This window comes from Pontibacter sp. 13R65 (assembly GCF_047525655.1).
GTDB lineage: Bacteria > Bacteroidota > Bacteroidia > Cytophagales > Hymenobacteraceae > Pontibacter.
Genome location: NZ_JBLIQL010000006.1, coordinates 43,940 through 70,712 on the forward strand (window position 1 = coordinate 43,940; position 26,773 = coordinate 70,712).

Sequence of the window (26,773 nt, forward strand, 5' to 3'; positions counted from 1 at the left end):
AGCCACTCTTACTAATAAGAGTGGCTGCTGCGGTTATAGGGGTTATGGGGTTAACGGCCTAAACAATAGGATCCTCATCGGTGATAGCGGCAAGCAGTTTGGTTACTTCCGTGGCCTTCTCCAGGTCGTCCATCTTCTCGAAGGAGAAGGCAAGATTGCGGAGAGCACGTTTTACTATTTCCAGGTTCGAGCACGGGTCGTAAAATATATCGACCGGGTTCAGGTTCAGCTGCAAAATGTAATTGTCGATATCGGTTTTGGATAGGACCAGCCCCTTGTTATACACATTAATATAAAACTGTACACTATCCTGTTTGTAAGTCAGTATAAACAGGTTCGGCAGGTTTACACCGTATACAGGCATCCCTAGTTTTTGTGCAATGGTCATGTAAATGACGCATAGCGTAAGCGGGTTGCCACGCTTGGTCTCCAGCGCCAGATGCAGCATAGAATTGGCAGGAGAATGGAAGTTTTTGGTATTAGCCGAAAATTTCTTCTCGCGGAACAGCACATGGTTTAGCGCTTTTACCTGGTCGTAAGGGTGCATCTCTTCCTGCATGTTGGCCCAGGCATCAAAATACAGCTGCTCAATGTGCTTTACAATGGTAGCCTTGTCTACATCGGGGTACAGGTAAGAGTTTACCAGCCACATGCCTTCCAGCAGGTCCTGCGCCCCTGTTTCCTTCCACTCCTTCAGCTTTGCGAGCAAACCATCGTACTGCAGGCTGTGTATCAGGTCCTCAATTCTTTTTTGCAGGTCGGCATCCAGCGTCTCCTCCCACTCTTCTTCCAGAAAAGGAATAATACTTACTCCTAACGACACTATCTGCTGCTCTACATGCGTCGAAACTTCGTAATCCGGGTCTTCCAGAAGCGAAATCAACGCCTTTATCTCGTTTTTAGTCACTCTTTTGCGCTTGTATTGAAATGCAAAATTAAAAATTTGAAAAGTCAGAAACCACAATTAACACAAGATTCTAAATTTTAGATGCGAGCTAGTAGATTCTGATACTAATCAGAAGCAGATTCCTGCTACTCGCATCTCTCAATCATTCAAAGATCTTAATATAATCACGGAACAATTTACCAATGTGCAACCATCAATTATTCTAATGAAAACAGCCTTCTGAAGGGAAAAACCTGGTTTAGAGGTCAAGGGTCAAACTAGCAGCATCAGGTCTGAATAACGCCTACGTTATAGGGTTTTTCTATAGGAGCATGGTTGGCGGCTTCTATGCCCATCGAGATTACCTTGCGGGTTTCCAGCGGATCTATAATGCCATCGACCCAAAGCCTGGCAGCTGCATAATATGGAGAAAGTTCTTCGTTGTATTTTGCAGTAATCTTGTCGAGCAGTTCTTTTTCTGCCTCCGGTGTTATTTCCTCGCCTTTCGCCTTTAGGGCCGATACCTGAATCTGGAGCAAGGTTTTAGCGGCGGAGGCTCCACTCATTACAGCCAGTTGCGCTGTTGGCCAGGCATAGATCAGGCGTGGGTCGTAAGCTTTGCCGCACATGGCGTAGTTGCCGGCACCGTAGCTGTTGCCGATCAGAATGGTAAACTTTGGCACCACGGAGTTAGCCATGGCATTTACCATTTTAGCGCCATCTTTTATAATGCCACCATGCTCAGCTTTGCTGCCCACCATAAACCCCGACACATCCTGCAGAAACACCAGCGGAATTTTTTTCTGGTTACAGTTCATGATAAAACGAGCTGCTTTGTCGGCAGAGTCTGAGTAGATGACGCCCCCCATCTGCATTTCGCCTTTCTTGCTTTTCACGATTTTGCGTTGGTTTGCTACAATGCCCACAGCCCAGCCATTTATGCGGGCAAGGCCGCAGATGAGCGTCTGCCCGTAGTGGTCTTTGTAAGGATCGAACTCCGATTTGTCCACCAGCCGCAGCACAATGTCCATCATGTCGTAGGGTTTGGCGCGGTCGGCTGGCGTAAGGCCGTAGAGCTCCTGCTCCGACAGCTCCGGTTTTGCAGCCTCCGCCCTATTAAAGCCAGCTTTTGGAGTATCGCCCATTTTATCGAAAATGGCCCGAATTTGATCGAGGCATTCTTTATCGTTTTTGCACTTATAGTCGGTAACACCCGAAATTTCGCTATGAGTGGTGGCACCGCCAAGGGTCTCATTGTCTACGGTTTCGCCGATGGCTGCTTTTACCAGGTAAGACCCAGCCAGAAAAATAGAACCTGTGCCTTCCACAATCAAGGCTTCGTCGCTCATAATAGGCAGGTAAGCGCCTCCTGCCACACAACTGCCCATGATGGCCGCAATTTGCACAATGCCCATAGCGCTCATAACCGCATTGTTGCGGAACATGCGCCCGAAATGTTCCTTATCCGGAAAAATTTCATCCTGCATCGGCAGAAACACCCCGGCACTATCGACCAGGTACACCACAGGCAGCTTGTTCTCAATGGCAATTTCCTGGGCACGCAGGTTCTTTTTGGCCGTTATCGGGAACCAGGCACCTGCTTTTACAGTAGCATCGTTGGCCACTACCACACACTGGCGACCTTTAATATAGCCTATACCAGTTACTACTCCGCCGCTGGGGCAACCGCCTACCTCCTGGTACATACCGTCTCCGGCAAAAGCACCGATCTCCAGAAAATTCGCGCCATCGTCCAGTAGGTACTCCAGGCGTTCGCGGGCAGTCATTTTACCTTTCTCGTGTTCTTTCTGAATCCTTTTCTCGCCGCCGCCTAGGTAAACTTTCTTCAGTTTTGTTTGCAGCTGATAAACCAGCTGCTTCAGTGCGTCTTCGTTTTTATTGAATTCGATGTCCATGCAGTAGTATTAGATGTAGGTGGTAGATGTTACGCGGAATGACTTTTAAATTTACACACCCTCTTGCTTTGTTTGTCAAAAATGCCTCCGGAAGGTCTTTTTCATTCAAATAATTTAAACCGGCTTTTTAAATCATCTGCAAATGGTTGCTCCCCTAGAAACGAAAAATCCGCATGGAGAGCGGATCTTTCGTTTCTAAAAAATACATTTTGTTGCTGACCATTTAATAAGGCGGCTTGCTATAAGTATAATGGTTTACTTTTCGGCAGTAGAGTCGGCTGGGGCAGGCTGTCTGAATTCCTGCGGGTGCTCGTCCTGCATCTCTTTTACCTCATCGAGAGTTATAACACGCCCGGTGGCATCTACTTTATACTTGTCTTTGCGCCCAATTACAGAGAAGCTCACGTACCGCTTCGGGTTCGTTTGTATATCGCGGAGCAGGAGGTTGAGCGATTCTGTAGATCGGCTCATGTTACGGTAGAGAGCTTCGTCGTTCATCAGTTTGCCGAGCGAGCCCTGGTCTGAGTTAAGCTTGGCGACGGTAGTCTGCAGCTCCGACACTGCCATGTTAGCATTGTGTACCAATTGTCTTATTTCTACCTGCTTCAGCGTATCGGTTATTTCGGCCATATTGCCGGCCAGCTTGTTTATGTTGCGTTCAGTTTGCTTAAGTGAATTGGTAAGCTGAACCAGGTTGGCCGTAATAAGTTCTATGTTACGCTGGTTCATGTGCAGAATGTCGTTAACGGCAGCGGTTGTCTCTTTTACGTTTACCAGAATGTCCTGCACGTTGCCTTTGGCCTCACTGTCGAGCAGCCGGTTTACACGGGCGAGCGTGGTATCTACCTTATCAATTACCGGTACCGATTTAGATGAGAGCATGTCGGCGATGCTGCTTTCCTTGTAAGCGATCAGGCGCTCTCCTCCGTTGTAGGTTTTGGAGCTGTTGCCAAGGTAAAGCATAATGGCCTTGCTGCCTAAGAGGTCGGAGTTGGCCAGACTGGCGATGGTAGAGTCACCGATCTGCAGATCTTTCATCACCTCTATCTCCACCATAATGGTGTTACCCTCCTTCAGGAGCAGTTTCATATCCTGCACCCGACCCACGTTTATACCGTTGAGCAACACCGGATTTGAGATCGTTAGTCCGTCTACATTATCATAAACTACATAGTAGGTTTTAGTGCTGGAAAACAGATCTGCGCCCTTCAGGAACATGTATCCGAAGTACAGTATAACAAGTGCGACTATTCCAAGAAGCGCAACTTTAATTTCTTTTGATATTCTCACGTAGGGGGTGTTTGGCTTATGCGTTAGTTCATAGCCTCCAATTCTTGTTTGTACTCTTTGAAGGCCCGATATATACCTGATGCCATATACGTCTGGCCGGATTTATCGTTAAGAAATTTTTCTTCTGTTGGGTTTGTCAAAAATCCGCATTCTATTAGTACACTTGGCATAAACGATTTCCAGAGTACCAGAAACGGCGCCTGTTTTACGCCCCGGCTGTTGCGACCGACCCTCTCTTTGAACTCCCGCTCCACTTTGTCGGCAAAACGCAGGCTGTTTTCCATGTAGGCGCTTTGGTGCAGCGAAAACAGAATATGGCTTTGGGCTGAGTTCGGATCGAAACCGTTATACTTCTCTTTGTAGTTATCTTCCTGCAGAATTACAGCGTTCTCTCGTTTAGCTACCTGCAGGTTCCCCTCCGACTTCTGCAGACCCATGGCATAGGTCTCGGTACCAAAGGCGGTAGCTGGCCCGGCATTTAAGTGAATGGAGATAAATAGGTCGGCATTGTTTTTGTTTGCAATACCGGCACGATCTACTAGCTCTACAAAGGTGTTGGTTTTGCGGGTATAAATAACTTTTACATCAGGCAGGTTCTTTTCTATAAGAGCGCCTACCTGCAGGGCCAGTTGCAGGGCCACATCGGCCTCGTGCGACATCTTGCCGTTACAGCCTACATCTTTGCCGCCATGGCCAGCGTCTATTACTACTGTGCGCAACTTGTAGGCTTTGCGATATTCGAGTTTACCGGCGCTACAAACCAGAAATAAAAATGCTAATACCGAAACAGTAACAATATTTTTCACAACTTACGTTAGGTTAAAAGCTAAAACAATAACTTTGTACAAATTAAATAAAAACTTTAGAGAAGTCTGAAGAAGTTGCGATACAAAATCTTTTATATACTGCTATTGCAGTTCATCACAATTGCTCCTTTCCTGGTATCGGCGCAGGAGGTGATCAGTCCGGCTACACTACCGCAGGACACTATACCGACCAGCCCTGACTCGGTGGCTCTTGCTGCTCCGCAAGGCGACATTCAGACCACTATCAAATATTCGGCCAGTGATTCTATTGTACTGGAGGCGAACAACAAAATTGCCCACTTATACGGTAATGCCAAAATAGAATATGGCACTGTATCGCTTGAGGCAGCCTACATCGAGATCAACTACGATACCCACGTACTTTCAGCTGCCCCGGCCACAGATTCTACCGGCAAAGAAATTGGAGTGCCTGTGTTTAAGGACGGAGGCGAAACCTTTGCCGCGAAGAAAATTGCCTACAACATAAAAAGTAAAAAAGGACTTATCTCTGAAGTAGTAACGCAGCAGGGCGAAGGTTATATACACGGTGAGGTCGTAAAAAGAAACGAGAAGAACGAATTCTCTGTTTTTCATGCCCAATATACAACTTGTAACCTGGAGCACCCGCACTTTTACATTAATGCCGGAAAAATAAAAGCTATTCCGAACGAAAAAGTACTATCCGGTCCCTTTAATCTTGTAATCGGCGATATTCCTACACCGCTGGGTTTTGCATTTGGCCTCTTTCCTACCCCCAAACAGAACCGCTCCTCTGGCGTTTTAGTACCTACTTTTGGCGAATCGCGGGCACGTGGCTTCTTTTTGAGCAACGGCGGCTATTACCTGGCCCTGAACGACTACATCGGCACCAGCATTACCGGCGACATATACTCGCTGGGTGGCTATAAGGTTAACATGAATAATTCTTATTTTAAGCGTTATGCCTATAATGGTAACCTCTCTATCTCCTACGATTATTTTAAAAACGATGAGGCTGACATAGAACAATCGCGCGCACGGGCAGCAGGAGGTCAGATGCTCATGCCCCCCACTACACGCTCCATCTGGATTAACTGGAGCCATAGCCCGGTCCAGAAACCAGGACGCGGCAGGTTCTCCGCTAACGTAAGTGCTGGTAGTTCGCTGTTTAACCGCGTAAACATGACCAGCTCGAGTAATTACCTGACGCCTACATTTACCTCCTCTATTGCTTACCAAAAAACCATACCGAACTCGCCTTTCAGCTTCGGTATAACCCTGCGCCAGTCTCAGCAAAACGGTGGCGCAACCACCGACCTGACGCAGCGAAGCCCTACCGTTATGAGCTTTGTATTGCCAGACATGAACTTCGCCATGACGCAGATGAGTATTTCGGAGATGCTGACAAGCAAACCGCCAACCGGCGAGTGGTACGAGAAGTTCACCTTCGGCTACAATGTTAACTTAAATAATACTGTCGTAAACCGAATAGATCAACGGCCAAATACTATTCAGGTATTGCCTGTAAATGGAAATTTGAGCTCTGCACCCATCGTAGGTGAAGCCGATTCAACTCGTGCCTTTCCGCTTAACTTCAATAACCTGGGACAAATGTGGCGCAATGGGAAGCGCCAGGCAAACCATAACTTTAGCATAGGCCTGGGTAACTACAAAGTAGCACGCTACTTTAACCTGACACCAAGTATAAACTACAGCGAAATCTGGACTGATGAGCGTTTTAGCTACACCTACATTCCTGAGGCGAATGCGGTACGCGTCGACACTACCAGCTTTGGCCGTGTTTACCAATATGGGGCCGGTGCCTCTCTAAGTACCAACGTGTATGGCACCGTGCAGGTAAAAGGCAAGCGAATAGAAGCTATACGACACGTTATGCGTCCTACTGTTTCTTACGCCTTTAGCCCTAATTATGGTGGCCGTGGGTTCGACTATTACCAGGAGGTGCAGATCGGGGTGACAGACACCATCACGAAAAACCCAGTTTATGGCAGGGCCAGGCGCTACACCAACGTACCCGGCGGGGGCTTGCAAAGCGGCTTATCCTTTAACGTACAAAACAACGTCGAAATGAAGGTCCGCAGCAAAAGCGACTCTACGGCCAACAGTTTCGAAAAAGTAAGCCTGATCGACAACCTGGGAGCCAGCACCTTTTATAACTTCGCAGCAGATTCTTTTAAACTTCAGAATATTAACTTAAACTTGAATACCCGCCTGTTCAAGATATTCAACTTTACAGTAACCTCTGTTCTGGACCCCTACCAGTACAATGCGAAAGGCCGCCGATTAGACAAGTACACATTGCCGAGGTTTGCTAACGCCAGTATGTCGCTTGGTGCCAGCTTTAATCCGGCTTCGCAAGGAGCATCCCCAACAGCGCCACCTACTAACCTACCGGCACTGGAAGATGGCATTGGCATGCGGCAGAATTTACCGTCTTATGTCGATTTTAAAATTCCATGGACCCTAAGTATGGACTTTACGCTATACTATGCCAGGAGCATGACAGCCGAAATGTCTACTACACTCACCAAAAACTTTGGCTTTAACGGTTCTGTTAATTTAACTGAAAAGTGGAAAGTAGCCTATAACGCTTACTACGACTTTACGAACAACAACATTGCCAATGCCAGCCTGAACATACACCGCGACCTGCACTGCTGGGACATGAGCATCTCGTGGATACCATTCGGTTTTATGCGCGGCTACAACTTAACTATCAACGCCCGGTCATCGCTGCTGCGAGACCTGCGCCTGACTCGAAACAGATCAGGTTGGAACCGATAATACAAAAACAGCCACAGGCCACCGCCTGTGGCTGTTTTTGTATTATTCTGATTTATATATCAGGTAATTCGTACAACTCCCAGGTATTTACTGCTTCGGCAACAAGACCTTTAAAGAGTAATTAACTGAAGGCGAGCACTCCTCCATTCTTTCTGTAAAAAAATCCAGACCTGCTTAAATAAGTTTTTTACTTTTACAGCATCATAAATCAATTTACTTATGTCAGTTCATAAAAGTGCGGCTAAAATTATAACTACCCACCAGCTCCAGAACATGAAGGAGCGTGGCGAAAAGATTTCTATGCTTACGGCCTATGACTTTTCTATGGCAACCATTTTGGATGCAGCAGGTGTAGATGTGTTGTTGGTAGGCGACTCAGCGTCTAATGTAATGGCGGGTCACGAAACCACCTTGCCCATTACCCTGGACCAGATGATTTACCATGCAGCCTCGGTGGTAAGAGGTGTAAAAAGAGCATTTGTAGTGGTAGATTTACCTTTTGGCTCCTACCAGGGCAATTCTTCAGAAGCCTTGCGTTCTGCCATTCGGATTATGAAAGAATCTGGCGCGCACGGAGTAAAGCTGGAAGGTGGCGCAGAAATAAAAGACTCTGTAACCCGCATCTTGAGTGCCGGTGTGCCGGTAATGGGGCATTTGGGCCTCACGCCGCAATCTATTTATAAATTTGGCACATATAGCGTACGCGCCAAAGAGGACATAGAAGCACAAAAACTGCTCGACGATGCACAACTGTTGCAGGAACTAGGTTGCTTTGCCATTGTACTGGAAAAAATACCTTCAGAACTGGCTCGTAAAGTGGCAGAAAAGCTGCATATACCTATTATTGGCATTGGTGCAGGCCCTCATGTAGACGGGCAGGTACTGGTGGTGCACGACATGCTGGGCATTAACAAAGAGTTTAAGCCACGGTTCTTGAGACGCTATGCCGATTTGCATACCATCATGACCGATGCCGTGACCAATTACATTACAGACGTTAAAAACAAAGATTTCCCTTCTGAACAGGAAGCATACTAACTAAAGTAGCAAGGCATTAGCAGCAGGATAAGATTTTTTTTGGAACTTTTGGCCGTAACGTTCCAAAAAAATCTTATCCTGATAAATTATTCTAATGAAAATGGCCTTCCAGAGCCCCAATACACTAAGAAGCACTAAGCTCTGCGCCTGCAATCCTGTTCACAACATAAAGCACCTCCCATGTTAGATGTACTTTACGAAGATAATCACCTGCTTCTCGTAAATAAGCCCGCCGGCATGCTGGTGCACGGCGACGAGACAGGCGATGTGCCACTGGCGGAGGTGGCAAAAGAGTATATTAAACATAAATACAACAAACCCGGCAATGTATTTATAGGGGTAGTGCACCGCCTCGACAGGCCGGTGAGCGGCGTTGTTCTACTTGCAAAAACATCGAAGGCACTTACCCGGCTGAACGAGCTGTTTAAGAGCAAAAAAATGCAAAAGACCTATTGGGCTCTGGTGCAGCACCGGCCTCAGCAGGAAAGCCAGACGCTGGTGCATTGGCTCGTAAAAGACAGTGGAAAAAATGTAACCAAAGCCTTTGCAAAAGAGAACCCGGCAGGGCAACGCTCAGAGCTTTCGTACCGGCTGCGCAGTCACCAGGAGGAGAAGTATCTGCTCGAGGTGTATCCGATTACAGGACGGCCTCACCAGATTCGTGTGCAACTGGCTTCTATGCGCTGCCCCATAATTGGCGACCTGAAATATGGCGCGAAACAGCCCCTTCCTGATAAGAGCATTGCCCTGCATGCCCGTGAGCTGGTATTTGAGCACCCCACCCTTAAAACAGAAATTAAAGTAAGTGCACCTCCTCCAATATCTGCCGTGTGGACACCCTTCCGAAATCTCAAATAGCAACGGCTGTTACCTCTCCATAAAAAATGATTTTCATCAGTTTCTGAACTTTTATTGGCTCCACTATATTTAACTTAAAAAAACCCGTTGTAAATTTGCAACCTGCGGCGCGTAGTTTTCGAAAAACCTGCAATAATATAGACCTAATCAAAACTTAATGGCAATCCTCATTTTCTTTGTGGTACACTGGTACCTTTCTCTGTTCGTACAGACATTTTACCTGCACCGTTATTCGGCTCACAAAATGTTTACGATGAATCCCTTTTGGGAAAAGGCATTCTTTCTGCTTACCTACGTAGCACAAGGTTCTTCCTTTCTTTCGCCTAGAGCCTATGCTATCTTACACCGTATGCACCATGCTTTCTCCGATACGGAGCAGGATCCACATTCTCCGCATTTCTCGAACAATGCTTTTACCATGATGTGGAAAACAAAGGAAATCTACAACAACGTGCTTAAAAACCGTGTGGAGCCGGAGCGCCGTTTTGATGGCGACTATCCAGTTTGGAACCTTATAGAGCGCATTGGCGATACCTGGGGCTCCAGATTGTTCTGGGGTACTTTTTATGTGCTGTTCTACATTAACTTTGCTACCCAGTGGTGGATGTACCTCTTGCTGCCAATCCACTTCCTGATGGGACCGGTACATGGTGCTATCGTGAACTGGAGCGGCCATAAGTACGGCTACCAAAACTTCGATAATAACGATAAATCAAGAAACTCTCTTTTCTTCGACTTCCTGACCGGAGGCGAACTGTTCCAGAACAACCACCACAAGTTGCCAAACCGCGTTAACTTTGGCGTGAAATGGTGGGAGGTAGACCCAACCTGGCCAGTGATCTGGACGCTGAACAAGGTCAATATCATTAAGCTGAAACCTGTAAAGGAAACCAGCAAAAAATCTAAAGCGGCAGCTTAATAAAAAGCTCTTCCTCTCCGGAAGGGCTTTTTGCTTTTTATAACCTTCTGTTGCTGCAACCTAAGAGACAACTCATTTATCAAATTCTGAAATATGACGTAAGACACAGAAAAGCCGCACCTCTTACGCCTAACGATACATGCAGCCATCAAACCAAACAACCACACGCACAGCAGCACCTACTGTAACCAGCTCGGGATACAAAAATGCGCTTACGCTTATGCGCATACCGTTCTCAGTTTACCTGATGCCTATTTTCTGGTTTGCCTTAAGTACGGTAACTGGCTACGAACTAGTAATGGCTGTAGCGGTGTTTTTAATTCTGCATGTGTTGGTGTACCCAGCCAGCAACGGCTACAACTCCTATTGCGACCGCGATGAAGGAAGCATTGGAGGAGTGGAGCGTCCTCCTAAAGTTACGCGCGAGCTGCTTCACCTGGTCATCCTCTTTGATGTGCTGGCAGCTGGATCGGCGTTCTGGCTTTCGCCCTTGTTTGGGTTTATAGTAGTGCTGTACCTGCTGGTATCAAAAGCTTATAGCAACGAAACTACCCGGCTCAAAAAGTACCCACTACTAAGTACAGCAGTAGTCACTGTATTTCAGGGGGCCTTTACGTACGTTATGGTGCAGGTGGGGCTAGGGTTTGAGCTTGCAGAAGTACTACAAACGCCTAATAGCTGGTATGCCGTGGTGAGTACTTTATTTTTATGCGGCTCTTATCCGCTTACTCAAATTTACCAGCACGAAGAAGATGCCCGGCGCGGCGACAAAACCCTGAGCCTGCTGCTCGGCATAAAGGGCACCTTTGCATTTGCTGCTGTAAGTTTACTTGTTGGCACATCCCTCCTGCTCTGGCTTTACCTGGCCGCAGATCAGCTTGAACATATTTTTATATTTTTACTTTGTACAGGGCCGATTGTATATTTTTTTTCAACTTGGGTGTTACGTGCCTACAAAGATCTCGGCCAGGCTAATTTTAAAAATACCATGCATATGAACAAAGTTTCGTCTGTCTGCATCAGCCTGGCCTTCATTTTCATCATAATCGTACGCAATTTCTTCTGAGCTGTACAGAAAAAGCAGGTGCCGCGGGAACTACGCTAAGGAAACATCATTCATCCACCACGTTCTTCGTAAAATATCTATAGGTATAATTATAACGCCACACCTCATGAAACTTGTATACATCACATTGGCCGGTTTAGGTGCCACTGCCGCCATGACTGCTTTCATGTACCTGCTCACGCTCCTTACCAAGCGGACAATGAAAGTGATTAAGATCTTGGGCACTATGGTTACTCACCAGACTCAGCCAGACGGTAGCCTCTCTGGAAGTATGAGTTCGGCCATTGCAGGTACTCTTGCTCATTACGCTCTTGGTATTTTGTTTGCGCTCGGATACCTGGCCTTCTGGCATTCGGATGTTGGAGCACCTACTGCAGCCTGGGGCGCCTTGTTTGGACTTGCGCATGGGCTCTTGGCAATGGCAGGCTGGTACTTCTACTTTATGTTACATTCGCAACCACCTGTTATTGCCTTAAGAACCTATTTGCTTTCTCTAATATTTGCCCACATCATTTTCGGAATTGTGGTAAGCTACGTATATTATCTGCTGGTGCACCCTAATTTCAGCTTCTGGAGTTAATCCTACTATCCAGCCTAGAGACATATACCAGTTTTTTAGCTCTGGAAGGTCTTTTTTATTAGAAAAATTAAACAGCTACTCTTACTCTCTCATTAATAAACATACCATTGCTGCTACACCTAAACAACAACGGCCCGTCTGCTTTTGGAGCAAACGGGCCGTGTGTATAATATTATGAATTTCTAATATAAAATTGAAAGATGCTCTTAGCTGTTCATGGAAATCAGGAACTCTTCGTTGCTCTTCGTCCCAGTCATTCTATCTTTCAGGAACTCCATGGCTTCAATAGCATTCATATCAGACATGTACTTGCGCAGAATCCAAACGCGGTTCAGTTCGTCGCGGTCCATGAGCAGGTCTTCACGGCGGGTACCAGAAGCAGGCACATCAATAGCAGGGTACACCCGCTTGTTGGCCAGCTTACGATCCAGCTGTAGTTCCATGTTACCGGTACCTTTGAATTCTTCAAAAATTACCTCGTCCATTTTAGAACCTGTGTCGATAAGGGCAGTCGCGATAATGGTAAGTGAACCGCCATTTTCTACGTTACGGGCAGCACCAAAGAATCGTTTCGGTTTGTGTAGCGCATTGGCATCCACACCACCAGACAAGATCTTACCAGACGATGGAACTACAGTGTTATAGGCACGGGCTAAACGGGTAATAGAATCCAGCAAGATAACTACGTCGTGGCCACACTCTACCATGCGCTTAGCCTTGTCTAGTACAATGCTCGAAACTTTCACGTGGCGCTCAGCTGTCTCATCAAAAGTAGAGGCAATTACCTCTGCCTTCACACTGCGGGCCATGTCTGTCACCTCTTCAGGTCGCTCGTCTATGAGCAGGATCATCAGGTATACTTCCGGATGGTTTTCAGAAATGGCATTGGCTATTTCTTTTAGCAACACGGTTTTACCTGTTTTTGGCTGAGCTACAATCATACCACGCTGGCCTTTACCTATAGGAGCAAACAAGTCCAGAATACGGGTAGACAGTTGGCTAGGGCGACCGGTTAGTTTCAGGCGCTCATCCGGGAAAAGCGGTGTTAAGTGCTGAAACGGAATACGGTCACGAATCTCTTCAGTTGTACGTCCATTTACTGTCTCTACTTTCAAAAGGGCAAAATACTTTTCACCCTCTTTTGGTGGTCTGATTTGGCCTTTTACCGTATCTCCAGTTTTAAGCCCAAAAAGCTTTATCTGCGATGGCGAAACATAGATATCATCAGGACTGGCCAGGTAATTATAATGCGTAGAGCGTAAGAAGCCATAGCCATCTTGCATAAGCTCCAGTACGCCTTCATTTAGAATTATTCCGTCAAACTCTTTAAAGTTACTGGTGCTGGCGTTAATCTGCTGGTTGGGTCGGCGCTGGTTGTTATCGCTACCACGGTTATCGCTTCTGTTAAAGTCGCGCTGGTCGCGGTTATCGGAGCGGTCTACCCGTTGCTCACGATTCTCGTTTCGTTCTGGCCGGTCCTGGCGCTCATTTCTTTCAACTCTTTCAGGGCGCTCGGCGCGTTGCTGCTCTACACGCTCAACTCGTGGCTGAGGGCGTTCATTGCGGTGTTCAGGGGTATTGTTTTGGTCGTTGTTCTCGCGGCGTGGCTGCACCCGCTCCCGTTGCTGAGGGCCATGGTCTTTGGCTGGTGCTTTAGCAGGCACAAATAATTGTGGCTGGGCTTCGGAACGGGCGGCGTTTGCTCTGGCAGGCTTTTTGGCGGCTGGGGCCGCTTTTATTGGTACAGATACGGTGGGTGCAGCTACTGCAACTGCTGCTGGTGCTTCTACGGCCGGAGCCGCTTCTGCTACTGGTGTTGCAGGGGTAGTAGTTGTACTTTCAGGAGCAGGAGATTCTACCGGAGTAGCAGCACTGGGGGATTGTTTGATCTTTTTTGGCAATTTTTCGGGAGGGGTAACGGCTTGCTGGTCAAGGATCTTATAGATCAGGTCTTGTTTACTCAATTTCTTGAAATTCTTAACACCCAGGTCTTCAGCAATTTCCTTGAGCTCTGAAAGAAGCCTATCTTTCAATTCTTCAATATTGTACATAAATAATGGTATGGTAGTTAGCTTAACTTGCCAGGTACGCTTGGTGCGAACGCAGCGAGAGATTTAATAATTAGACTAGGAAAAAGGTTAGGTTGTGAAAGAGTATGTGAGGCTCAGGATACGCGCCTTCTCAATTTGTAACGCAATGTTATCGCAATACAGCTTAATTTACAAATATTACCGTGTTTTTTATCTAAAATGTTTCAAGTTTTGCCTAAAAGATTTTAGAAAAGCAGCAAACTACTCAAAAAAGTATATTTTTGTACCACTATTTAACGACAAACGATGCTACAGCTAACCGTTTTAAGAGAGCAGACAGACCTGGTAGTGGCAGGCTTGAACAAGAAAAACTACAAAAATGCTGCCCAGGAGGTAGCCGCTTTGCTGGAGTTGGACCAGCAGCGCCGTCAGGTTCAGAGCGAGCACGACGAAATACAGGCAAATGCCAATAGCCTATCGAAAGAAATAGGTTTGCTTATGCGAAATGGCGAACGCGAGAAGGCCGAATCGTACAAAGCCCAGACGTCAGAACTCAAGCAAAAAGCCAAGGGGCTGGCCGACCAGATGAGCACGCTTGAAGAAGAAGTACAAAAAGCGCTTTATAAGCTGCCCAACCTGCCGCACGAGAGTGTACCAGCCGGCAGATCGGCTGAAGACAATGAAGTGGTGTTGGAACACGGCACTATTCCGGTACTGCACGAGGGGGCGCTACCACACTGGGAACTGATTCAGAAATACGATATAATAGATTTTGAGCTAGGAAATAAAATTACCGGTGCCGGCTTCCCAGTTTACAAACGCCAGGGAGCCAGGCTGCAGCGCGCACTCATTAATTTCTTTCTGGATGAAGCCATAAAAGCCGGTTATATAGAAGTGCAGCCTCCGATATTGGTAAACGAAGCCTCTGGCTACGGCACTGGTCAGTTGCCAGACAAAGATGGGCAGATGTACCATGCCACCGAGGATAACTACTACCTGATACCGACAGCAGAAGTACCTATTACCAACATGTACCGCGATGTTATTGTGCAGGCAGAGCAGCTACCGATCAAAAATGCAGGGCACACGCCTTGTTTTAGAAGAGAGGCTGGCTCCTGGGGTGCCGATGTGCGCGGCCTGAATCGCCTGCACCAGTTCGACAAAGTAGAGATTGTTCAGATTACGCTGCCAGAAAAGTCGTATGAGGCGCTGGAAGAAATGAGCAGCTATATACAAGGCCTGTTGCAGAAACTGGAACTGCCTTACCGTGTGCTGCGCCTTTGTGGTGGCGACATGGGCTTTACCTCTGCCCTCACTTACGACATGGAAGTGTACTCTGCCGCCCAGAGCCGTTGGCTTGAGGTAAGTTCTGCCAGCAATTTTGAGACTTACCAGGCAAACCGCCTGAAGCTGCGCTATAAAAACGAAGCAGGAAAAACCCAATTGCTGCACACCCTCAATGGAAGTGCACTGGCACTGCCTCGCATCGTAGCTGCTATTCTGGAGAACAACCAAACTCCAGAAGGCATTAATCTGCCCAAAGTCCTGCATCCTTACCTGGGGTTTGAGAAGATTAGTTAATATGCTGATACTTTCAATTTGCTGTAGTGTTAATAAAACCTTTGCGATTGCATTCGCACGTTCAATAACTTACCAGCTGATATAAAAAGTAAAAAACAGTTTATATAAAAGCGCCACTGAATAATTATCAGTGGCGCTTTTTATTTCAGCTTATAATTCTTTCGACCAGAATCATAGGAAAAGTATTGTTAAATGCCTTTTCATTAGCACATCAGCACATTAAAAATTACCACATTAACCATACTGCTCCAGGTACTGCTGATACTGATTCTTGAGTTTATACTTTTTAAGAGTAGCATTTACTTCCTCCAGGCGTTGCTCATCAAGGTCTTGCTGTTGCAGCAGTTTTAGGAGGGGTTTCTGCTCATCTTCTTCTACAATGCCTTCGCTCAGAGTTATTTCTTCGTAAGCCTGCAAAAACTCAGGCGCCAGGTAAAGCTTGTTTTTCTGGATAGAGACGTAGTCTACCGCAAGCAGCTTTAATAAAGCCTCCTCCACTTCCTGCAGGCTTAGCACCACACCATCAAGGGCATCGCTCATGAGCAGCACTTCCTGCAAGGGCGCCCCTCCCTCTCCGCCTGTAGCCAGCAGTAGAGCCTCCAGAAGTTGCACATCCGTTTCTTGCCAGGTCAGGTTGTATTTTGGCATCATGCTTCTTGTTCAAAAAAATAAAAAATGGCGACTGCTGTAAAAAATAAAGGCAAATTGATACATAATGTTTAAAATAGCAAGTGTATTGCTCTACTCGCTATCCTTCGCCTAATAATTAACCCTTATAGCATATAAAATGAAGCCTTCTTTTTACCTGTTCCTCCTGATTGCGTTGCTATGGCAGCCAGCTTTTGCCCAATCTTCTAAAGTAAAAGAGCGGAAAGCCAAAGCAAGTGCAGCAACACAAACGACCTCTGCCAAATCTTTGCTTTGGGAAATTAGCGGCAATGGCCTCAAACAGCCATCTTACCTCTATGGCACGTTCCATTTGCTCAACGACAGCTACCTGAACTCCGTGCCAGAGGTAAAACAGCACTTCAACAAAAGCAAAGCGGTGGTAGTAGAGGCCGAAATAGACTCCTCTAAAATGATGCAGCTGGCCGGCTACATGATTATGCCCGACAAAAAAATATCGGAGTTGTTGAGTGCGGAAGAGTACCAATTGGTGGCAATAGAAACCAAAAATATTTTGGGCTTCGACCTGGCTATGTTAGAGCACATGAAGCCCGTTTCTCTTATGCTAATGCTATCGGTAACAGAGTACCAGCAGCTAGAAGCAGTAAAACAGTATGACGGTCAGGCGCTCGACATGTACTTTGCCAGCCAGGGCCGCAATACCAATAAGAAAATGTATTTTCTGGAAACTCTCGAACAGCAAATGCAACTTCTCTACAGCCACCACACGCTGGAAGAGCAGGCCAAGCAACTGGTGGAGTTTGTGACAGCCAAAGATTCTGCCCTATCCATACAGGAAGACCTTACCAAGCTTTATTTCGATAAAGACCTGGAAGCTATGATGGCCGCAACAGAAACCTGGAACAAAATGATGGGAGAAGAAGATATGACCTACCTTTTGGATGACCGCAACAAAGCCTGGATGACAAAGTTACCGCAGATCATGCAGGCGCAGCCGACCTTTATAGCCGTAGGTGCCATGCACCTACCGGGCGAAAACGGGCTTCTGCAGCTCCTCCAGAAAGCTGGCTATAAGGTAAAACCGCTTCAGTAAGCGGCAGCTATTCAATTCTTCTAACGAAAATGGCCTTCCGGAGCTTTTCTGGTTGTTTTCAGCTTAGGGGCTTAGTTATACTCAAGCTCCCTAAGCTACTGCTCTTTTAAAGCCTCCAGCAAAACCTTTCTTTGCAATTAGCTAATATGACTCTGGAAGGCCATTTCCATTGGAATAATTCAGTTGTTTCACACTAACCTAACTGGTTGCTGGAGCAGCACTTGCTGCATGATCTAAACAAGTTGAATAGAATAAATTAATCGGAATATCCTTCCAAATAGGTACAGCTGCAGGCGATATAACATATTGCGTATTGTTTAACGACTACAAAAACAACCCACCCCATCGCCTAACCTAATTATTTTTTACAGGTTTTTTATAAATAAACTTTGCCTTGACTAAAATTATTATCTAATATTATATCCATAATTCAAATTAAACTTATTCTGTTAAACTAATAGGTTACCAGCACACTTACCTTCTTCTAATTAGTTAGAAGGCTAAGGCGCTACTGCCTGTTTATTATTTACCTGCTTTGTGAATTTACTACAAAACCGACCCAAAAATTTCTTATTCTTATTAATCATTTGCTGCCTCTTTACAGCTTCGGGATATGGGCAGGCCCATAAATTTTTGTTGCCTGTGTTCAACAGCCCCGACGACACAAAAGGATTTATTGTGCAGGGGAAAACCTACACCCAAGGCTTTGTTTATTTTGACCCAGCCAAGCCGGCACAGGTAGAATTTAGCACCAGCCGTGGAGGAAAGCTTACCACCTACACCACCGACGATGTATCGGAGTTTGCTTATGATGAGAGCCGTAGGAAGTATCTGGCTAAAACAGTAACCCACAACGGCCAGCAAAGGAAGGTGTTTGTTGAGATCATTAGGGAGGAGTCGTTGTATTACATGCACAACGAGAAGTTATTTCTGCATGACGACAATGGCTTGCAAACACTTACAAAAGAAAGCCTGCTTCCTTATCTTAAGTCAGTAACGGAGCCATCGGCTTCGTGGAACAAAGAACTTAACCTTATAAAACTGAGGCGTAACTCGCTTAACTATTTTGCAAGAAACCAAGCAGAAGGAAAATCGCCGACTGTCATGTTTACTCATTTCGGCCTGTTTTTAAGCAACAACACCTCCGTACTACAGCCATCTTCAGGAGCTGCCTCCAAAACGACCCATCGGTTTAAACAAACCAGCTCCCAGAATGTAGGAGCAGGTCTGTATGCAGATCTGCCTGCCTGGCCCTTGAACAACCTATCGCTCTACACCCAATTAGGCTTCGGAAAAATGCGATTCAACGAAACTATAAACTCCCAAAGTACCCGCTACGACACTAAAATAAACATGGATTTTATCCGGTTTGCCATTCAACCAAAGTACACGCTTAGTTTTTCAAAGCTACGGCTCTTTGCTCAGGCAGGACCTACTGCTAACTACAATGTCAAGCGCGAGAGCCAGGGATTAGAGAGAACGGTGTCTGGAGACCGGGTTTATTACAGTAGGGCAGCATCGCTTCCAATAAAGGAGTGGATACTTGGCTTGGAGGCCGGCGCAGGCGTGAGCTATTTCTTTGTTCCTAACCATTATGTCGCGCTACAGGTAAGCCAGGCGAAGAACTTTAGCAGCCACTTTAACATCAGCAACCAAGCCATAACGGTTAGTGTGAGTCTATGACCAAAAATTTACCAACTCTCGCTTTATACTTGCTGTTCATCTGCCTCTGCAGTTGCGCCAAAGAAAAAGATTTTCCTAGCCAGAACCCTTACCCCCTACTCCAGGTAATTAGTGCAACCGCCGATAGTACGGGCATTAAGGTTTCGGCCGAGGTAATTTCGACAGGCACTGGTGCAATAAAGGAATATGGCATTGCTTACCACCCGGTTTCTAGAGCTGAGAAGGAGCTAAAAATTCCAGCCTCCGCTTTGGCTAATAACAAATTTGACATAGCCATAACAAATCAATTGATTGGCCAGACATCATATGAGGTTAGGGCTTATGCATTGGTAGATGACAAAACCGTGTATAGCGACTATGTTATTGCCAAAAGCGTGCTTTCAAGCAAACCTATTATTACTGCCTTTACGCCAACAGCAGGCGCCTCTTATTCGGAAGTAACTATAACAGGAAACAACTTTGGCGAGGACCGATACAAGGTAGAGGTATATATTGGCACTAGGTCGGTTTCGGTTATATCGCATGAAGTAACTAAGCTTGTGGTGAGAGTGCCAGAAGGCAGTTATTTTGGATCGTACCCTATAAGAGTAGTCGTTAACGAGATAGAGGTTATTACCAGCCAAAAATTCGAAATCTTTGGCCCTTATATTACAGGAATCTCCAAGACAGAGGCAGAACCCGGAGACACCCTTACATTATTTGGGAGAAATTTCGACAAAGGCAACTGGCCACGTGTTCTACACAACGACTTGTACAATGTAGTTTTCACGGTAGTTTCAGTTACTGATTTTAAGTTAACGCTGCAAGTGCCCTTTACTATTGGCTACCAGTACGATAAGCCTTATCCTATCTCATTAACTCTAGGTGATAAGAAAGCAACCTCTCCTTTTAACTTTACCATCCGCTCCAATTTTGATAATGTTGTTCTTTTACCTGAAAAAAGCATAGATTCTTATATGCCAGCTTTTGAGGCAGATGGCAAAGGTTATTTCTTTGATTTTAACCATGTCAAGAGCTTTGACCCAGGCACAAACAGCTGGCGGGAAGAGAGCAAATTTCCTGGCGTTGCGCGTTATAATGCCATTTGGCAACGTGTAGGTGACAAAGGGTACCTGATAGGAGGCTACGAAAATTGGCGCATTTATGGCGATGCCTGGGAATATGACTTCAGAAACGGAAGCTGGAAAAAATTGCCGAGCCTGCCCTTTGCAGTACAGAATGCGGCCAGCTTCGTGCTCGACGGAAAAATTTACATAACAGGAGGAGAAAACAGTAGAGGTAGCTTTACACTATGGAGCTATGATCCAGCCACACAGCAAGTGCGGGAACTTAACAGGTTACAGAACAGAATTAGTTATGGCAGTGCCTTTACCCGGGCAGGCAAAGCGTATGTTGTATCTGGAAAACAGATACTGGTTTATAACCCAGCTTTAGATACCTGGCAGCTAGACAGTGAATTCGAGGGAGGCAAGAGTTATGCCTTTACCATTGGCAATAAAGAGTCTTACTTGATCTCAGGAAGTCCTAATCCAATTTTATATCACTATAAAAGTTCTACGCGAACCTGGCAAAAAGCTGGTACATGGCCAGGGTGTTCTCAAACATATTATACCAATTTAGAATTCTCCGGATTTGCTACAGAAAAATCTTTGTACCTAGGTTCATTCACCACCATTTCGCAAGTAGGCAAGTGCCAAGGCATGTATATTTATACTCCTAAATAGCAATTGCATCAAACGAAATATCGCGCATGCATTTAAAATGACCTTTGGGGCATCTACTGTAGCCTATTTTGGAGCAGGGGCGGCAACTCAGCCCCTGTACCTCCAGCACCTGAAACTCTGTGCGGTAGGGGTACATACCAAACTCCGGTATAGTGTTGCCCCACACGCTGATGATGTTTTTACCAAAGGCTGCCGCTATGTGCATCAGGCCGGTATCGTGACTCACGACCTGCACCGCCTGCCTTACCAATGAAGCCGACTGGTTGAGGTTGTATTTACCACAGGCGTTGTAGATAACAGTAGCCCCCGCTTCTCCTGATTTAAAAGAAGCCGCTATCTCCTCTCCCGCTACTGCATCTTCTTTGCCACCCAACAACATAACCGGCCGTTGCAGCCGCTGGCACAGTGCTATGATGCGTTCCGTTGGCAAGCGTTTGGTGTAATGCTGCGCCCCAATGGCAAAAGCCACATACCCTTGCCGGAAAGGCTCTGGCAGCGATTTAAGCTCCACTTCGTCCTTGGCAGGAATATAATAATCAAGGCCCTGTCCATCGTCTTGTACACCCAAAAGAGCAGCTGCAGCCAGGTACCGGTCTACGATGTGCACATCGGGTAAGCGGTTTTGCTTAAAATTCACCATCAGCCACTTCTCATAGTTGAGCTTATTAAAGCTCTTGCTCGGCTTGCCCAGCCTGAATTTAATAATCCGTGTGCGCAGGTTGTTGTGCAGGTCAATTACAAAGTCGAAGTTTTCGGACTGTAGTTGCTGCACAAGTTCCTTCAGACTATTCTGCAGCACATGCACCTTGTCTACATAGGGGTTGCTCTCCAGCATCGCCCTGAAGCCCTGCTTTGTACAGAAGTGTACCTCCGCCCCCGGTACCTGCTGCTTTACGCAACGGATAACAGGCGTAGTAAGCACAATATCGCCAATAGAAGAGAACCGGAGAATTAGTATTTTGGGCATACAGTTATTTCTGATTTACCTGATTTAGAGCAAATAAGTGCTGCGCGTCATAGCCGGCTTCTACCCTATCTGCTCCTTGCGTTTCTGGAAATAACTTTCCACTTCCTGCAGCGTTTTAGCATTGAAAGTCATTTCTTTGGTGAGCCCTCCTTTACGGCCCATGTACACGCCGTAGCGCATGTCGTGGTAGCCGCTGGTGTGGTGGGCATCGGGGTTTATGCTGAGCATTACGTTCTGCTCCAGCGCATACTGCACCCATCGCCAGTCCAGGTCGAGGCGCCAGGGGTTGGCGTTTATTTCAATGATTACCTTGTTGGCAGCACAGGCATCTATTACAGCTTTATGATCGATTGGATAACCTTCGCGGCGCAGCAACAGGCGGCCGGTTGGGTGACCGAGCATGGTGGTGTATGGGTTCTCAATGGCCGTGAGGAGGCGGGCAGTAGCTTTCTTCTCATCCATATTGAGGCTGCTGTGAATGGAGGCCACAATAAAATCGAAACTGGCCAGAATATCCGGATCGTAATCAAGGGAGCCATCGCCCAGAATGTCGGACTCTATGCCTTTGAATATTTTGAAAGGTGCCAGTTTTTTGTTCAGCTCCTCAATCTCTTTCTGCTGTCTTATTACATCGCCTTCGCGCAAGCCACCTGCGTAAGAGGCTGTTTTTGAATGGTCGCAGATACCGAGGTACTCGTAGCCGAGGTCGCGGCAATAGGTGGCCATTTGCTCCAGCGTGTGCGCACCATCGGAATAGGTGCTGTGGTTGTGCAGAATGCCTTTCAGGTCTTCGAGTTGGAGCAGGGTTGGCAATTTGTTTTCCTGGGCCAGTTGCAGCTCGTTGGTGCCTTCGCGTAATTCGGGCTCTATATAGACCAGGCCTGCTGCTTTATAAATAGCTTCTTCTGTGTCAAAAGCCTCTTTCCGGATAAAGCTGATCAGGTTTTTTCCTTCACCGAGAGGTTGTGTAAGATGCGCCAAGGCCGCAGATTGCAGCAGTACTTCGCCGGCAAACTGCTCTGTTGTAACGAGCTTGATTTCGGTATTGAGGTTGGTGAGGCCATGATTGCCGCGCCACACTTTAGGCCCTGAAAGCCGCACATCTTGCTGCAGCGCCTCCAGTTGGTTCAGTTTTTCGGCAGCAGCTACCGGGGCATCTGTAGCCACTACGTACTGCAAACTTTCTACAATCTCCAGCTTGCGACGAATAGCTCCTACTTGTTCCACCTGTGCATCGGGCAAAGCTGCTTTAATTGCCTGCAGCAGATCCAAAGCTCCTGCCTCAGCTTCGGCATACAACATTTTACAACGGTTCTGTTGCGTAAACAGCAATGCCTGGCGGATGTTCTCCTGTGTTTTGGCTCCAAAGCCTTTCACTTTGCTCAGCTTGTTTTGCTCACATGCCTCAAGCAGATCTTCTACGGTTTCGGTGCCAAGTTCTTTCCAGATAACGCGCACTTTTTTAGGTCCTATGCCTTTTATCCGTAGCATTTCTACCACGCCAGGAGGCGTGGCAGCCAGCATCTGGTCAAGCTCAGCAAAAGAACCAGTCTCATTTATTTCAACTATTTTGGCGGCAATACCTTTGCCAACACCATTTATCCGCTCCAGATCTACCTGCTGCTTTCCTTCCAGCGGCTCTTCCACCAGTTCCAGCGCTGCTACGGCATTGCCATAAGATCGTACCTTAAATGGATTCTCGTTGTGCAGCTCCATAAGCTCAGCTGTGAGCTTAAAGAGTTTAATTATCTTTTTGTTTTCCAAAGTCAAGATCTGATTGTTAATACAAAGATAGGAAAAGCCCCCATACCAGCCAGAGGTATAGATTGTAGATAATAGCCACTGTACACTTCACATTCGCTAAGTGCAGAAAATGGTCACCCAAACGCTTAGACAAAACCTTTTACAGGTGATAGTAGCAACAGGATTTTTCGTTCGCATCAGGATATAAAGGGGTAAAAGATTTAAAGGAAACTTTAGGAGCAAGTTCAAAGGCACACGGATTCACTCATCCAGTCACTCTATCATTCACAATTGTTTCAAATTAACAAATCAAATTCTGCTAATGAAAATGGCCTTCAGGAGGCAAAAATGGTTTGCTAAGGCCAGATGCTAACTAGTGCATGGCTGGCACAAGTACACAACATAAAACAGAAATGTAGACCAGCTATACGATTGAATTACTATATTAGCCTTTAGAAACACCCAACACTGGGTCTATTTTTAGCTACTATGAAAAACATATTATTGCTGTGCCTTTTGAGCCTCCTCCTACTAGCCAATACCTGCAGAACAGAGAAACTGGAAAAGGAGTTACTTGAGGTTACCTGGCTCCACTCTTTCGAGGAAGATGAGGGCGATACCCTGGTATTTCGCCCTAATGCGTATGATTTTCCTCCTTCACGTGGCCGCACTGGCTTTGCTATAGAAAACAACGGTGTTTTTAAAGAATATCTGATTGCCCCCACCGATGGCCTGGAGGAACACGTGGGGCAATGGACACATGGAGAGAAAAAAGAACTGCAAATTCGTTTTCCGGGCGAAAAACCTGCTGTACAGGATTATACCTTAGATATTATATCTATAAAAGACAAAGTTCTAAAAGTGAAAAAGACGCCTCTGTTGCCGGCAGAGTAGTTGCTACACCGGAAGCTAAGCTTTTGTAATAGCTTCCTGTTTCTGCACTCATTAGTGAATAAACATCAGAAAACTTTTTATTAGGGCAACAGAAACGGGCAAACTTTACGTACTAAATAATTCACACTTATAATTACTATATTACTTTAAATGCAATACTGGTTAGTAAAATCAGAGCCTGAAACGTATTCGTGGGGCGATCTGGTAAAAGATGGCCGTACCAGCTGGGACGGAGTTCGCAATTTTCAGGCACGTAACAACTTACAGAAAATGGCACCGGGCGACTTGGTCCTTTTTTACCATAGCGTATCAGAAAAAGCCATAGTGGGAATAGCGAAAGTAGATTGTGCTGCTTACCCGGACCCCACCGCCGACGACCCGAAATGGATGGCTGTAGACCTGGTGCCTGAGCGCGATTTCAAAGATTCCGTTACACTGGACCAAATAAAGAAGGACAACCGGCTAGAACAAATTGGCCTGCTCCGGCAGTCGCGCCTTTCGGTTATGCCTCTACGACCAGAAGAATTCGAAGTGCTGTTGTCGTTAGGAAATTAACACCAGGAGCGGCTGGTGTCGCTCCTGATAGCCAAAACTTAGTAAAGTACTCTAAGTAGCACTACTGCCAGTGCTTCCTAACACAGGCTTTAACAAAGTTACGGCACGCTATCTTCCTCCAGATTGCCGCCCCGGGTAATTGCATGTTGTGTATGGTATCTAAAAGAGACATTATCTTATGATCGGATTACGTATACTGCTTTTCATTTATCTCATGCTGGCTACGGCTCCTCTCTTTGCACAAGAAAAGGAGAAGGATGAAGATGCGCCCAACCAACCAGTAAGATTGGAAATTGAGTATGGCTCGGATAACATGCAGTTTGAATTGTTCCCGCTGGCCGAAAGCAGCCTGCTGCTCTACAGTAAAAAATCGGACCTCTGGAATAGGAAAGCCACACATTTGTTTGAGCGGCTCAACTCGCAACTCGACCGGGTCTGGTCCTGCACCCACGACCTCAGCCCAGACGATGAATATGTTCAGGCCTATGCCGAAGATGATTTCCTGTACATGGTATTTGCTGGCATCAATCCCCAGAAATATAAATTTCTGAAGATTAACACCCTTACCGGCGATGCAAGCACCACCACCCACACCCTGGATGCCATCCGGAATATCTATGAATTTAGCGTACTAAAAGGACGTTACTTCCTGATCGGGACCAGCAAAAGAGATTTTAAGCCCCTTCTGCTCTACATAGATCCTGCACCTAACCTTGTAAAGCTGCTGCCAGCTTCCTATGGCGATGAATCTAATTTCTCTGACCTGCAGCCTGCCCCGCAACACCAGCGCATGGATGTGGTGCTAACAGAGTCGAATAACAAAATTTCGCGGTTGCAGGTGAAAAGCTTTAACGTAAACGGGGAGCTGATAAGCAATCATTTTATTTTGCAGCAAGATAACAAGAACCTGCTCAATGCCGAGGTTACCCCTGTAGACACCCTGTCGCGGCTGCTCATTGGCTCTTACAGCACCAGCGGCCTGCAACTTAGCAATGGCTTTTTTACATCGCCAGTGGCTTCGCAGGTGGTAAACGGGGAGTTTTACAGTTTTCTTCAGTTAAAGAACTTTTTTAAGTTTATGACGCCCCGCCGCGAAGAGAAAATCCGGCGGCGCGAACAGAAAAGGATTGCAGAAGGCAAACAGCCATCTAACCGGTACCGTATGCTCCTGCATAACCTTGTGACCACACCCGAAGGCTATATGCTGGCAGCAGAAATTTATTATCCACAACGTCGCCGTAACTCCAACTACTTTGACCCTAGCCTGTATGGCACGCAGTTCTTAAGGCATAGTATGCGCGACGACGAGGAATACAAAAGAACACACGCAGTTGTGCTGGGCTTCGACAGAAACGGGATACTGCTCTGGGACAATAGCTTTCTGCTCAAAAACCTGGTGTCTGCATCTCTAACGCCAACCGTAGAAATTGCCTATGGAAAAGGGGGCAAAATAATACTTGTTTACCCTGAAGAAGATAAAATATCATACCAGGTAGTATCTCAAGACAAATTCTCCGACGAAAAGAAGAAACTTGAGATACTTACTTACCAAGAGCAGGAAAAAGTGCTCTCAACAGAACAGCTTGGTATTATACCCTGGCACGATGACAATTTTGCAGCATTTGGTTTTCAGCACATTAGGCGAGCAGGCGGAGAATCGCAGCATGTTTACTTTATAAACAAAATAGCTTTCTAATGCTGCAACGTACCGTTTGCAACTCCACATGCTTATT

At 46.3% G+C, this 26,773-nt stretch carries 21 protein-coding genes; 13 read left to right on the forward strand and 8 right to left on the reverse strand.

What is annotated here, in order from left to right; translation table 11 throughout:
- Window positions 1-58 precede the first annotated feature (58 nt).
- The 4 genes from ACMA1I_RS09450 to ACMA1I_RS09465 all read right to left on the reverse strand — a co-directional run bounded on the left by ACMA1I_RS09450 (window position 59) and on the right by ACMA1I_RS09465 (window position 4,898).
- Window positions 59-907 (reverse strand): transglutaminase-like domain-containing protein, encoded by an 849-nt coding sequence (locus ACMA1I_RS09450; RefSeq protein ID WP_337068070.1) that lies wholly within the window; start codon window positions 905-907, stop codon window positions 59-61.
- A 266-nt stretch (window positions 908-1,173) separates the two neighbouring features.
- Window positions 1,174-2,802, reverse strand: a complete 1,629-nt coding sequence (locus tag ACMA1I_RS09455) for an acyl-CoA carboxylase subunit beta (protein ID WP_337068071.1) — start codon at window positions 2,800-2,802, stop codon at window positions 1,174-1,176.
- Window positions 2,803-3,057: 255 nt separating this feature from the next.
- The gene (locus ACMA1I_RS09460; protein WP_337068072.1) at window positions 3,058-4,092 is read right to left on the reverse strand and encodes an MlaD family protein; all 1,035 of its coding nucleotides are present in this window, start codon (window positions 4,090-4,092) and stop codon (window positions 3,058-3,060) included.
- 23 nt (window positions 4,093-4,115) lie between these two features.
- Window positions 4,116-4,898, reverse strand: a complete 783-nt coding sequence (locus ACMA1I_RS09465; protein ID WP_337068073.1) for an N-acetylmuramoyl-L-alanine amidase — start codon at window positions 4,896-4,898, stop codon at window positions 4,116-4,118.
- Between the two features lie 105 nt (window positions 4,899-5,003).
- Here ACMA1I_RS09465 and ACMA1I_RS09470 point away from each other — a divergent pair, with 105 nt between their 5' ends.
- The 6 genes from ACMA1I_RS09470 to ACMA1I_RS09495 all read left to right on the forward strand — a co-directional run bounded on the left by ACMA1I_RS09470 (window position 5,004) and on the right by ACMA1I_RS09495 (window position 12,143).
- Window positions 5,004-7,682, forward strand: a complete 2,679-nt coding sequence (locus ACMA1I_RS09470) for a putative LPS assembly protein LptD (protein ID WP_337068074.1) — start codon at window positions 5,004-5,006, stop codon at window positions 7,680-7,682.
- 219 nt (window positions 7,683-7,901) lie between these two features.
- A complete protein-coding gene (gene panB / locus ACMA1I_RS09475) occupies window positions 7,902-8,720 on the forward strand; it encodes a 3-methyl-2-oxobutanoate hydroxymethyltransferase (protein ID WP_337068075.1) in 819 nt (272 codons plus the stop codon).
- Between the two features lie 180 nt (window positions 8,721-8,900).
- Window positions 8,901-9,578 carry an RluA family pseudouridine synthase gene (locus tag ACMA1I_RS09480; protein WP_337068076.1) on the forward strand — a complete coding sequence of 226 codons (678 nt, stop codon included), beginning with the start codon at window positions 8,901-8,903 and terminating at the stop codon, window positions 9,576-9,578.
- Window positions 9,579-9,735: 157 nt separating this feature from the next.
- On the forward strand, window positions 9,736-10,497 hold the full coding sequence (locus ACMA1I_RS09485; RefSeq protein ID WP_337068077.1) for an acyl-CoA desaturase: 762 nt from the start codon (window positions 9,736-9,738) through the stop codon (window positions 10,495-10,497).
- Between the two features lie 139 nt (window positions 10,498-10,636).
- On the forward strand, window positions 10,637-11,563 hold the full coding sequence (locus ACMA1I_RS09490) for a UbiA family prenyltransferase (RefSeq protein ID WP_337068078.1): 927 nt from the start codon (window positions 10,637-10,639) through the stop codon (window positions 11,561-11,563).
- Window positions 11,564-11,669: 106 nt separating this feature from the next.
- On the forward strand, window positions 11,670-12,143 hold the full coding sequence (locus tag ACMA1I_RS09495) for a hypothetical protein (protein ID WP_337068079.1): 474 nt from the start codon (window positions 11,670-11,672) through the stop codon (window positions 12,141-12,143).
- A gap of 206 nt (window positions 12,144-12,349) precedes the next feature.
- Here ACMA1I_RS09495 and rho read toward each other — a convergent pair whose 3' ends face one another.
- A complete protein-coding gene (gene rho / locus ACMA1I_RS09500) occupies window positions 12,350-14,194 on the reverse strand; it encodes a transcription termination factor Rho (RefSeq protein ID WP_337068080.1) in 1,845 nt (614 codons plus the stop codon).
- A gap of 285 nt (window positions 14,195-14,479) precedes the next feature.
- Between rho and serS the strand changes: the two genes are divergently transcribed.
- Window positions 14,480-15,754, forward strand: coding sequence for a serine--tRNA ligase (serS, locus tag ACMA1I_RS09505; protein WP_337068081.1), 1,275 nt, complete (start codon window positions 14,480-14,482; stop codon window positions 15,752-15,754).
- Between the two features lie 234 nt (window positions 15,755-15,988).
- On the opposite strand, the gene ACMA1I_RS09510 is transcribed toward serS, so the two are convergent.
- Window positions 15,989-16,405 (reverse strand): hypothetical protein, encoded by a 417-nt coding sequence (locus ACMA1I_RS09510; protein WP_337068082.1) that lies wholly within the window; start codon window positions 16,403-16,405, stop codon window positions 15,989-15,991.
- A gap of 136 nt (window positions 16,406-16,541) precedes the next feature.
- Between ACMA1I_RS09510 and ACMA1I_RS09515 the strand changes: the two genes are divergently transcribed.
- The 3 genes from ACMA1I_RS09515 (at window position 16,542) to ACMA1I_RS09525 (ending at window position 20,881) form a co-directional block, all read left to right on the forward strand.
- Window positions 16,542-17,474, forward strand: a complete 933-nt coding sequence (locus tag ACMA1I_RS09515; RefSeq protein ID WP_337068083.1) for a TraB/GumN family protein — start codon at window positions 16,542-16,544, stop codon at window positions 17,472-17,474.
- Window positions 17,475-18,011: 537 nt separating this feature from the next.
- Window positions 18,012-19,157: an outer membrane beta-barrel protein gene (locus tag ACMA1I_RS09520; protein WP_414703892.1), complete on the forward strand. Its 1,146-nt coding sequence runs from the start codon at window positions 18,012-18,014 to the stop codon at window positions 19,155-19,157.
- Window positions 19,154-20,881: an IPT/TIG domain-containing protein gene (locus ACMA1I_RS09525; RefSeq protein ID WP_337068085.1), complete on the forward strand. Its 1,728-nt coding sequence runs from the start codon at window positions 19,154-19,156 to the stop codon at window positions 20,879-20,881. Before ACMA1I_RS09520 ends, ACMA1I_RS09525 begins: the two co-directional genes overlap by 4 nt.
- On the opposite strand, the gene ACMA1I_RS09530 is transcribed toward ACMA1I_RS09525, so the two are convergent.
- Window positions 20,874-21,848 carry a glycosyltransferase family 9 protein gene (locus ACMA1I_RS09530; protein ID WP_337068086.1) on the reverse strand — a complete coding sequence of 325 codons (975 nt, stop codon included), beginning with the start codon at window positions 21,846-21,848 and terminating at the stop codon, window positions 20,874-20,876. The genes ACMA1I_RS09525 and ACMA1I_RS09530 overlap by 8 nt on opposite strands.
- Window positions 21,849-21,908: 60 nt before the next feature.
- Window positions 21,909-23,612: a helix-hairpin-helix domain-containing protein gene (locus ACMA1I_RS09535; protein WP_337068087.1), complete on the reverse strand. Its 1,704-nt coding sequence runs from the start codon at window positions 23,610-23,612 to the stop codon at window positions 21,909-21,911.
- Between the two features lie 468 nt (window positions 23,613-24,080).
- On the opposite strand from ACMA1I_RS09535, the gene ACMA1I_RS09540 reads away from it, so the two are divergent.
- From ACMA1I_RS09540 to ACMA1I_RS09550, 3 genes are all read left to right on the forward strand, one after another.
- Window positions 24,081-24,485 (forward strand): hypothetical protein, encoded by a 405-nt coding sequence (locus ACMA1I_RS09540; RefSeq protein ID WP_337068088.1) that lies wholly within the window; start codon window positions 24,081-24,083, stop codon window positions 24,483-24,485.
- A 150-nt stretch (window positions 24,486-24,635) separates the two neighbouring features.
- On the forward strand, window positions 24,636-25,040 hold the full coding sequence (locus ACMA1I_RS09545) for an EVE domain-containing protein (protein WP_337068089.1): 405 nt from the start codon (window positions 24,636-24,638) through the stop codon (window positions 25,038-25,040).
- Between the two features lie 178 nt (window positions 25,041-25,218).
- Complete coding sequence (locus ACMA1I_RS09550) at window positions 25,219-26,736, forward strand: hypothetical protein (RefSeq protein WP_337068090.1); 1,518 nt, start codon at window positions 25,219-25,221, stop codon at window positions 26,734-26,736.
- Window positions 26,737-26,773: the final 37 nt, after the last annotated feature.

Coding starts and splice junctions, on each gene's coding strand:
- ACMA1I_RS09485 (WP_337068077.1), top strand. CDS start 9,736: ATGGCAATCCTCATTTTCTTTGTGGTACACTGGTACCTTTCTCTGTTC.
- ACMA1I_RS09495 (WP_337068079.1), top strand. CDS start 11,670: ATGAAACTTGTATACATCACATTGGCCGGTTTAGGTGCCACTGCCGCC.
- ACMA1I_RS09510 (WP_337068082.1), bottom strand. CDS start 16,405: ATGATGCCAAAATACAACCTGACCTGGCAAGAAACGGATGTGCAACTT.
- ACMA1I_RS09525 (WP_337068085.1), top strand. CDS start 19,154: ATGACCAAAAATTTACCAACTCTCGCTTTATACTTGCTGTTCATCTGC.
- serS (WP_337068081.1), top strand. CDS start 14,480: ATGCTACAGCTAACCGTTTTAAGAGAGCAGACAGACCTGGTAGTGGCA.
- rho (WP_337068080.1), bottom strand. CDS start 14,194: ATGTACAATATTGAAGAATTGAAAGATAGGCTTCTTTCAGAGCTCAAG.
- ACMA1I_RS09545 (WP_337068089.1), top strand. CDS start 24,636: ATGCAATACTGGTTAGTAAAATCAGAGCCTGAAACGTATTCGTGGGGC.
- ACMA1I_RS09455 (WP_337068071.1), bottom strand. CDS start 2,802: ATGGACATCGAATTCAATAAAAACGAAGACGCACTGAAGCAGCTGGTT.
- panB (WP_337068075.1), top strand. CDS start 7,902: ATGTCAGTTCATAAAAGTGCGGCTAAAATTATAACTACCCACCAGCTC.
- ACMA1I_RS09480 (WP_337068076.1), top strand. CDS start 8,901: ATGTTAGATGTACTTTACGAAGATAATCACCTGCTTCTCGTAAATAAG.
- ACMA1I_RS09530 (WP_337068086.1), bottom strand. CDS start 21,848: ATGCCCAAAATACTAATTCTCCGGTTCTCTTCTATTGGCGATATTGTG.
- ACMA1I_RS09550 (WP_337068090.1), top strand. CDS start 25,219: ATGATCGGATTACGTATACTGCTTTTCATTTATCTCATGCTGGCTACG.
- ACMA1I_RS09515 (WP_337068083.1), top strand. CDS start 16,542: ATGAAGCCTTCTTTTTACCTGTTCCTCCTGATTGCGTTGCTATGGCAG.
- ACMA1I_RS09540 (WP_337068088.1), top strand. CDS start 24,081: ATGAAAAACATATTATTGCTGTGCCTTTTGAGCCTCCTCCTACTAGCC.
- ACMA1I_RS09490 (WP_337068078.1), top strand. CDS start 10,637: ATGCAGCCATCAAACCAAACAACCACACGCACAGCAGCACCTACTGTA.